The 9,609-nt window shown below is 44.0% G+C and carries 9 protein-coding genes and 1 pseudogene; 6 read left to right on the forward strand and 4 right to left on the reverse strand.

Features of this window, described 5'->3' with window-relative positions:
* Positions 1-148: 148 nt before the first annotated feature.
* The 3 genes and pseudogenes from QTN95_RS19120 to QTN95_RS19130 form a co-directional block, all read left to right on the forward strand.
* Positions 149-322: pseudogene (locus QTN95_RS19120) on the forward strand (transposase); the annotation flags it as partial.
* 502 nt (positions 323-824) lie between these two features.
* A complete protein-coding gene (locus QTN95_RS19125; RefSeq protein ID WP_331418611.1) occupies positions 825-1,319 on the forward strand; it encodes a GNAT family N-acetyltransferase in 495 nt (164 codons plus the stop codon).
* 101 nt (positions 1,320-1,420) lie between these two features.
* Positions 1,421-2,743 (forward strand): NUDIX domain-containing protein, encoded by a 1,323-nt coding sequence (locus QTN95_RS19130; RefSeq protein WP_331418612.1) that lies wholly within the window; start codon positions 1,421-1,423, stop codon positions 2,741-2,743.
* Between the two features lie 22 nt (positions 2,744-2,765).
* On the opposite strand, the gene QTN95_RS19135 is transcribed toward QTN95_RS19130, so the two are convergent.
* Entirely contained in the window at positions 2,766-3,575 is an 810-nt protein-coding gene (locus QTN95_RS19135; RefSeq protein ID WP_138972333.1) for a Cof-type HAD-IIB family hydrolase, read from the reverse strand.
* Between the two features lie 155 nt (positions 3,576-3,730).
* On the opposite strand from QTN95_RS19135, the gene queE reads away from it, so the two are divergent.
* Positions 3,731-4,399 (forward strand): 7-carboxy-7-deazaguanine synthase QueE, encoded by a 669-nt coding sequence (queE, locus tag QTN95_RS19140; protein ID WP_240800915.1) that lies wholly within the window; start codon positions 3,731-3,733, stop codon positions 4,397-4,399.
* Positions 4,400-4,410: 11 nt separating this feature from the next.
* Entirely contained in the window at positions 4,411-5,094 is a 684-nt protein-coding gene (gene queC, locus QTN95_RS19145; protein WP_331418614.1) for a 7-cyano-7-deazaguanine synthase QueC, read from the forward strand.
* 35 nt (positions 5,095-5,129) lie between these two features.
* Here queC and QTN95_RS19150 read toward each other — a convergent pair whose 3' ends face one another.
* From QTN95_RS19150 to QTN95_RS19160, 3 genes are all read right to left on the reverse strand, one after another.
* Positions 5,130-5,483 (reverse strand): DUF2750 domain-containing protein, encoded by a 354-nt coding sequence (locus tag QTN95_RS19150; protein ID WP_138972336.1) that lies wholly within the window; start codon positions 5,481-5,483, stop codon positions 5,130-5,132.
* A gap of 100 nt (positions 5,484-5,583) precedes the next feature.
* The gene (locus QTN95_RS19155; RefSeq protein WP_331418615.1) at positions 5,584-6,195 is read right to left on the reverse strand and encodes an OmpA family protein; all 612 of its coding nucleotides are present in this window, start codon (positions 6,193-6,195) and stop codon (positions 5,584-5,586) included.
* A gap of 1 nt (position 6,196) precedes the next feature.
* A complete protein-coding gene (locus QTN95_RS19160) occupies positions 6,197-7,501 on the reverse strand; it encodes a TolC family outer membrane protein (protein ID WP_331418616.1) in 1,305 nt (434 codons plus the stop codon).
* Between the two features lie 419 nt (positions 7,502-7,920).
* On the opposite strand from QTN95_RS19160, the gene QTN95_RS19165 reads away from it, so the two are divergent.
* The coding region (locus tag QTN95_RS19165) for an Ig-like domain-containing protein (protein ID WP_331418617.1) at positions 7,921-9,609 on the forward strand (1,689 nt) is incomplete at its 3' end.

Genomic DNA, 9,609 nt, shown 5'->3' on the forward strand with positions numbered 1-9,609 from the left:
CTGAGGCCACGGGCGGCGAAGATGAGAATTTAGATTTTTTCTTTTTCATGCATTAAGCATGACGGCTAGAAATGATCACTCAATTAGGAATGTTGGATCAATTGCGTTAACTCACACTTTTTGTCAATGGACTGCTGGTGAACGCTTACAATTTCCGTACTTAAGAAAGAAGAAATTATGGGGCAACAAATTTTGGCAAAGAGGCTACTTCGTTGATTCGGTAGGGATGAACGAGGAAATTATACGCAGGTATGTCCGACATCAAGATCGTGTGGGAAAGGAAGAAGAGGAGCGTCAGATGCGTCTTGGGTTAAAAAACTAACAGTGAGCCCCCTTTAAGGGGGCCTTTCAAAGCCACCTGCTATGCAGGTGGATTTTTACATGAGCTTAAGTTTATTTAAGCCCATCGCCATGCCGGTACGCTTTCATAAAAAAACCAAGAGGTTTACGTATGGCACAATAAAGTGCTCTATCGCATTCCGTGGCAAGAATGTGAAATATCTGTGATAGTCGCTAAAACCCATATGGGTTATGGCCGGAACAAGTCCATGAGTGGACAGGTAAGCGATGCAATTGGCATTAGACGTTTTTCAAGACAGTTTATCCGCACTGCCGCTCAATCGAGCGGCAGTCGAGCTGTTGCTAACGGATGAGGGGGAATGACCCATCATGAGTGAGATTAGACAAGTCGGCCCCAACCACAGGATCGTTCAACTGATCATTTGCTTAACTGATAGGAGTTACCTCATACAAAGGGGCTTTTTTGTTGAAAAAATTTGACTAAACCGCCACACTGTCACTTTATATGTAACGCAAAAATATTTATGCACCCAGTATCAATTCGTTCTGCAGGCGAAAACGATCTCGAACAGCTTAATGAACTGATGTATCAGCTTCATGATGAGCACCATCGTCAATGCCCTAACTACTTCAAAACAGCAGAAGAGATAGAGCAAGAAAAAAGCATTGCTCGCTATCTAGACGATCCTGAATGTCTTGTTTTTGTGGCATGTCAGGCTAACGCCATCATAGGCTTTATCACAGGGCATTTTTGCGAACTCATTTCTACAGTTAGTAAGCCGATCCAAATGGGGAGCATCGATGAGCTATTTATCTGCCCTGAATATCGTGGACAAGGTGTGGCGAATCAACTTTGCCAAAAAATAGAACAACGCTTTGTCGAGTACGGTGTACAGGAAGTTTTTGTTGAAGTGTGGCAATTTAATGCTTCAGCGGTCGAATTCTATCAGCAGTTCGGTTTTGAACATCATATTCATTGGTTACGTAAGTCAGTCGGGAAACACAAGCCAGCATCATGAGTTTTTATTCTAATATAGTTACCACCTTTATATGTCTGATCTCAGCCTTCTTTTCTCTTTCCTCTGTGGCTGAGTCAGACTCATCAAATTTAAAGGGGGCGGTGTGCGTTATTCGCTCAGGCGAGAAAGTGGTGATGGTTAATGAAATTATTACCAGCAAGCTTTCACTGCCAGCAGGCACCATCGCCAGTGGTGAAGATCCAAAGCTGGCAGCGCAACGCGAAGCGTGGGAAGAGACTGGGCTGGTGGTTTCTGTAGGCAATGAATTAGGTCGGAGTGATAACGCTGCGTTTTATGATTGTGTTGCGGACTCAGATATTGTCGCTTTCCAATACAACAATCTTCTCGATGGTAACGAGTTACCCATTTGGTTTGCTCCACATTATGGTATTGAGATATCGTCTGCAATGTTAGTCGATCCACAACTGGTGCCTAAGGGAGACTATCGTTTTCCAGATCAACTTCAGTGGTTGATTGATGCTTTGCCCAATGCCACCGATCAGGGCGTACTTTACGTGGGCAATCTCGTCGAGGCGGCGCCATTTTTCAATCAGTTAGAACTCGGTTGGATGGTGCAATTGCAACATTCTTTGCTCAAGATGCCTGAGTATATTTATACGGTTTTAGACCTAATGTTGCTCGCGGGTAATTATCTTGCCAATCCGCTAATTCTATTGGGGTTATTTCCTCTACTTTATTGGCGATTTGGTAAGGAGTTTTGTTATCGAGCGTTCTTTGCCGTTACCGTAACATCACTACTTAGCCTTGTTGCTCAACAGGGGTTTGCACTTCCGCGGCCGCATGTGTATCTGCCTGCTGTAGAGTTGGCATCAAGTTATGGATTTGGCTTACCGAGTTTACCAATAGCCGTTTGGCTTTGTGTGGGTGTGTTGGTTCTTGATGCACTGAAAAAACTGTATCTTAATCGTTGGTCAATCATGCTTCTGATTGCCGTGAGTTGGCTCGCTATTGCCAAGTTTTACAGTGGTGCTGCTTTCATGATTGACAGTATTAGTGGCGCGTTATTAGGTGCTTTATGTGCATGGCATATCATTAGACTACAAAACCGAACCGAAGTGGATGCGATGGTATTACTCTCATCTAAGCTGGTTTGGGGTATGCTGGTTTTTACCGCGACACTACTCACCATCTTTTGGCCAATACCTGTATTTACTTATTGGTTAGCAATAATAGTGACGGTGTTCGGTTTGGTTTCAACCCAGCGTACAGAGCAGAAAAAGGCGAATGGCAAGGATACGGTGATTGCTATGTTTGCTATGGTCATAACCTATTTGTTGGTCAGTTATGCTGCGACCTTTGTGTCCTCAAGCGGCCTCTATTCGCTGATTGTCGAAACACTTAGATACCCGTTATTGCTGATTGTGTTCGCAATACTTATCAGAGCAAAAGCAAAGGCAGCGTAACGCTGCCTTTGTGCATTAGGGCTTATTTGTTCAAAATGAATTGCTCAATAGCTTTTGCAACTCCGTCGTCATTGTTGCTCGACGTAATATAGTTGGCGATGGCTTTGGTCTGTTCCATCGCGTTTTCCATCGCAACCCCAAGCCCAGCATATTCGAGCATGTGGTGATCATTTTCAGCATCACCCATGCAAATCACCTCGTCAGCCTTAATGCCTAGATAATCTGCAATGGCTTTGACACCAACGCCTTTATTACTGTCGAGACTCAGAAACTCAAGGAAAAAAGGCGCACTTTGAACAATGGTAAATTCCTCTCGCACCGATGGTGGGATCTGATCAACCAGTTTGGTCAGGGTTTCTGGCTCGGCAACAATCATTGCCTTGATGATAGCGTGGTTGTCATCAAGTTGTTCAAAGTCCATTTCGGTTACTGGAATTTGGTTAATAGTGGATTCAATTTGAGTGAATTCATTGTGCTTTGGGGTGATAAGCCCTAGCTCTGCACTAAAGGCATGACAGTAAGCACCTAGTTGTAGCGCCAGTGCTGCAACTTGTTTCGCGCGCTTACCATCAATGATGGCAGTGTGAATCAGTTTGTTGGTGCCCAGTTCTTTCACCATTGAGCCATTGAAGTAAACAACGAACTCATTGTCACCTTCAATGTTGAGCTCCGTTAGCTTCGCTTGCATGCCGTCCAGAGGACGACCAGAGGCAAGAACCACCTTTACACCACGTTGACGTGCTTCGGCAATCGCACGTTTTGTTCTCTCGCTAATGGTCTTTTCGCTGGTGAGCAAAGTGCCATCCATATCAAGAGCAATCAATTTATACATAACTTACCTTAAAATAGAGCGTAGACGACGCAAAAGAGCCCAGCATAATGGCTGAGATTCGAATGATCAATTTATGAATTAGTTGACCTTCAACTTGGAGTCCTTTAAGGTCTCGTTCCTGCAAACTTTTGATGATGATTTAGGCTGAGTTTAAGTTGTATAAGATTAACGAAATGTTTCAAACCATTCAGGGAGAAGGGGTCTTTACGGGCGTACCTTCGGTATTTGTCAGATTGCAAGAGTGTCCAGTGGGTTGTGCTTGGTGTGATACTAAGCAAACTTGGGATGCGACCCCGCAAGACGAATGCTCGCTTGAAGAAATCCTAACCAAGAAAGAGGACTCTCCGACTTGGTGTAGTGTATCAGCACAAGACATTGTTAATGAGTACAACAAGCAAGGCTACACCGCTCGACATATTGTGATTACTGGCGGTGAACCTTGTATTTACGATCTTCGTCCTCTAACGGCTGCGTTTGAAGCCATGGGTTGCCAATGTCAGATAGAAACCAGCGGAACTTATGACGTTGTAGCTAGCGAAAATACATGGGTGACAGTGTCACCGAAAGTGGCTATGAAAGGCAAACTGCCAGTGTTAGACAGTGCATTATTGCGAGCGAATGAGATTAAACACCCAGTAGCAACAGAGAAAGACATCGATCAGTTGGATGCTTTGCTAGAACGCGCTCAAGTGCCAAAGTCGACTACCATTGCTCTTCAGCCAATCAGTCAAAAACCACGTGCAACCGAGCTGTGTATTGATGTCTGTATCGCTAGAAATTGGCGTCTGTCGATCCAAACTCACAAATACCTCAGCATTGCTTAAAGGAAACAAACATGAACAAAGCCGTTGTAGTATTCAGTGGTGGTCAAGACTCAACCACATGTCTTGTCCAAGCGCTTAAACAGTTTGATGAAGTTCACGCGATTACTTTTGATTATGGTCAGCGTCATAAGTTAGAAATCGAAGTGGCACAAAACTTAGCAAAAGAGTTGGGTGTTAAGGCACATAAGGTGATGGATGTCAGCCTATTGAATGAACTGGCAATTAGTTCCCTCACTCGTGATGACATTGCGGTTTCTCATGAACTGCAAGAGAATGGCCTACCAAATTCGTTTGTACCTGGTCGCAATATCCTGTTTTTAACCCTAGCGGGTATCTATGCTTATCAGATTGGTGCGAAAACAGTGATTACTGGTGTATGTGAAACGGATTTTTCTGGCTACCCAGATTGTCGTAATGATTTCGTTAAAGCGATGAACAACGCATTAGCTCAGGGTATGGACTACCAACTAGAGATTGCGACCCCATTGATGTGGCTGAATAAGGCCGAGACTTGGGCATTGGCGGATCAATATGACGCTCTGCAACTTGTACGTGAGAAAACCCTGACTTGCTACAACGGGATTATTGGTGACGGATGCGGAGATTGCCCATCATGCGAACTGAGAAAAGTCGGTCTAAATGACTATTTGGACAACCGCGAAGCGGTGATGGTAGCCTTAGTGGCCAAGCAATAAGAACAAAAAAGCGTCCCGAGGGACGCTTTTGGTCATTAGTCTAGGTACATCTTCGCGAGATCTGATGGCTCCATCTCTTTACCTTCAAGTTGAGCATTCCAGTTAGTACCAACTAGAACACCATCTTCAGCAAGAGTTAGCAACCAATCTTCAACGAAAATATCCAGTGGGATTTCTAGCACTTCGAAGTCTGCCCACTCTTCAACATTGTGCGCTTGTGCATCTTCTTTATTTGACCAGAATGGCATTACTTCACTGTTTTCAAATTCAGTAGAGTCACAAGACAGCCAGCCTTCTTCATTTCGCATGCCCCAAACTAGCTTAGATTGCTTAGTTTCTGAAACGAATAGCTCAAGGTTTGCTTGAATATCAGAAGTTAATTTGCTCATTGGTTTTATCTCATACGTTTAATTGCTGCTAGGGTAACACTCATCACCCAAAAGCAAAATAAAAAAGGGAGCCGAAGCTCCCTTAATCAAAAACAAATGGTTATTTCTCAATCTTAGTGAAGATTGACCACTCTTCTTTAACATTACCTTTGTGGCCGACAACCGTTGCCACTACCTTGCGGTTTTTCGCATGACTGATTTCGTCTGTGCCTAATGCTTCAAGATCTGTGTCACCGAAACCTATAATGCGAACACGGTCTGGAGCAACACCGTTTTCAAGCAATGCCTTTTCTACTGCTTGTGCACGACGCTCAGATAGAGCCATGTTGTATTTCGCTTTACCTACTTTACTTGCATAACCACGAAGTTCGATCGACGTTGACGGGTAAGATTCAAGGAAGGCAGACATCTCACGAATCTGAGCTAAGAAAGCGGGTTGAATCTGATCCGAGTCGTTAGCAAACAGGATATGGAGATTTAGCTGTTCTTCTGTTTTGATGTAAGTGCCACATCCATCGTTATCGATATCGGCTTTAGCCGGAGTCTGAGGACATAAATCGCGCGCATTAATCACACCATCCCCATCTTCGTCCAGCAAGTCTGCTAGCTGATTCGGAGTCGGAGTTGCGCGATACTCGTACGTGTCTTCGGCTTTGAGTGGTGCTGCAAAAATCGTTGCAGTGACAAGCGCTGAAAGTACTGTTTTTTTCATCTTAGTATTCTACCTTCTTATTCCACTCTTCAGGTGTATCCACACGTAGTGCCGCCATCAAGTTGCCCGTTGCATTCATAACACGGTACTTAGCGTACTGCTCGTCATACTTAGCATCTAGGTAACCTTTGCGAGCCTCGAACAACTCGTTCTCAGTGTTGAGCAAGTCAAGTAGGGTACGTTTGCCGAGCTTGTACTGCTTTTGGTACGCAATAACGGTGTCAGATGCCGAGTCTACGTGGTCAGCAAGAAACTCTTTTTGCTGAACGGTTAGATCAAGAGCACTCCATGATAGACGCAAACCTTCTTCAACAGTGCGGAATGTACGATCTCGGAAATCTTTCGCTTTATTCAACTGATATGCTGCGCTCTCTGAACGGTCTGCATCAGAGCCACCGTTGTATAGGTTATAGCGCATACGTAGCATTGCAGAGAATTCGTCGCTGCCACCCTCAATGCCGCCGGCATCATCGCGCCAAGTTTGGTTGGCTTCGATTGACAGTGTTGGGTAGTTAACGCCTTTAGTTTGGTCGTATTGGAATCGAGCAGAATCGACATCAGCTTGAGCTATCTTGATCACTGGATGTGAGTTAAATGCGGTGTCTAAAGCTTCATCCACAGTGAAAGGGATTGCGGTTTGATCGGCACGAGGGAAGATTAACCCTTGTGGTGCTTGACCAACGATACGCTTGAATTGAGTGTGGACATCAAACAGGTTGTTTTGCGCAGCGAGCAAGTTGCCGTGCGCTTTAGCTAAACGTGCTTCTACTTGTGATAAATCCGCTGTTGAACCTATTCCTGAATCAACACGCTTGCTGATGTCACGATAAATCTCTTTGTGTACAGCCAGATTACTTTCAGAAAGAGCTAACACTTCATATGCTTTTGTCGCGTCCAAGTAAATCTTAGTCACTTGAAGAGCGATATCTTGGGCGTCGGAAAGAAGTTGGAATCGAACAGACTCGGCGTCTGCAGCAGTTCTATCCATGTCGTTAAGAGTAGCAGAACCATCCCATAACAACTGTGTCAGCGTCAAAGTCGCTTCTTTACGGGTCAATTCATTTTCGGTTCCTGATGCCAAGTCAACCGCTTCATAACCAATACCTGCATCTAAATCCAATTTAGGCATGTAAGCGCCAGTTGATGCTTCTGAGTCATAAAACTTACTCATAAACTCATTGTATGATGCTTTAATTTCAGGATTCGTAGTAATGGTGTAGGCAACTGCTTGCTCTAATGTTTGACTATGTGCTGGAAAGCTAAGTGCAACCGCGCAACTTAGTACTTTCAACTTATTCCAATTCACTCTGACTCTCCTCGAAGTGCTCGTAATTGAGGATAATACTCAACTTTTTTGTCTCGTTTGTGAGATTTATCCATCGATAGCGCCAATAAAATAACACTCTTAGTAGCAGAAAACTAATGAAAAACGCATTTATTGTGTTGCTAAGTTGTTAATTATCGACAAGGATTAAAAAATTGAGTGCATATTGGTTAAAGAGGCATCATTTAGACTTTATGATGCTAAAAGTGTGATCTTAATTCACGGTCTCAATGTTGAGAAATGCAACTTGTGTCGTGTTTGTTGAGGCTTTTATGCAAAAAATGTGTTTAGCCGAATAGTTAAAGATGTTAATTTATAACCTGCATGAATTTTTAACATTGCCAAATTTTTGTCGGCAATGACATAAGCAAGAATTTAGTCAAGGATAAAGGGCTTAAAATATGGGTTTTGGTACTTACGTAGCAGTAGGCAATTTAGCAGCAAACCAAATCATCGTTATTGATGCAAACGGTAATGTTCGAGTTTTGGTAGAGGGAGAGCTTCCAAAACCCGGTGAGGTGATTGTTCAGGGCAATCCTAAGTTTGCTGAAGATCAACAACTACAAGTCAACCTAGTTGGCGACAACGGCGAGAACCAAGATATCTCAGCAGAAATTGCAGATATCTTTGCTGCGTTAGAAGAAGGCCAAGACCCGACTGAGTTAGGTGAAGACTTTGCAACGGCCGCTGGTGGTCAAAGTGGTTCGAGCCTAACTGCTTCCACAACTGTTGCGCGTGATGCTGCCGAGACTATTGCTTCGACTAATTTCGATACTTCAGGTTTTGAATCATTAGGTCTTTCTCAGACACAAAGCCTTGCACTCCTAGAGCAATTCCGTCTATTCAATCCTATTTTCGTTGATCTAAACAATGACCCACTAGGTGATAGCCTTGCCGTTGTTACAGACGAAGATACACCTATCAGCGGAACACTGACTGCTACAGACCAAAATGCCCAAGATATCCTAACTTTCTCCCAGTCTTCTGCGCCTGCAAATGGTACGGCTATCGTAAACCCAGACGGCACTTGGACCTATACGCCGAATGAGAATTATAACGGCCCTGATAGCTTCACTGTCATTGTCAATGACGGCAATGGTGGTACAGATACGCTGGTAGTCAATATTGATGTTACTCCTGTGAATGATGCTCCAGTCTTTGTTGACTTGAACGATGTACCAGTTGGCGATTCAGAGTCTGTTGTGACTAAAGAGGACGATCCAATTTCGGGTAAGGTTCAGGCTACCGACGTTGATGGTGATGACTTAACCTACTTAGTATCAGAACAACCTAAAAACGGTCAAGTAACTGTTGATAGTGAGGGTAATTGGACTTACACACCAAACGAAGAATACAACGGTACCGATAGTTTTATTCTTACTGTGGATGATGGTAACGGTGGTACAGACACAATTAAGTTTGACGTGGACGTCTTACCTGTGGCTGAGATGACAGTGACCGCCGGCCAAACTGTAGTGGAAGATGATAGCGCATATATAGAATTCACTATTTCTTTAGATCAAGCAGTGACGGAAGATGTCGAGCTAAATCTGTCTCTGGGAGAGCTAAGTGATACAGCAACTAAAGGAAGTGACTATTTAGATAATCTATTTATCGCAATTGGACCAGGTCAGTTCCGAGCTTTAACCTCTGAAGACTTAATATTGAAGTCGGGTGAAACTCAGTTAAAAGTCTACGTTCAGGTTCAAGATGATCTGGAGACTGAAGATCTAGAATCAGTCACTTTAACTGCTCAGAGTAATAGCGAATTCTTGGAGTCGCCTTCTGCAAAGGATACTGGAACTATTGAAGACGATCTGGTCAAGCGCGAAGATGGCTCTAAAGTGGACGCAGATGCACCAGATCTTCTAGTGAGCGGCGGCGACAAAGCGGTTGAAGGCGAAGAAACGTGGTTGAACTACGAAGTCTCGCTGAGTGGCGACGCATTTGGTGATGTAGCGGCCAAGCTTGATATTACAGGTACAGCTTCAGATGCGGACTTGGGTCGCATTCAAATCAAACTTCCAAACGGTCAATGGCAGAATTACGATGAGACGGACGGTTTCCTAGTACCTGATTCAGGTGTGGTG

Origin of the sequence: Vibrio sp. M260112, assembly GCF_036533775.1 — a bacterium.
In the GTDB taxonomy this organism is placed as follows: Bacteria; Pseudomonadota; Gammaproteobacteria; order Enterobacterales; family Vibrionaceae; genus Vibrio.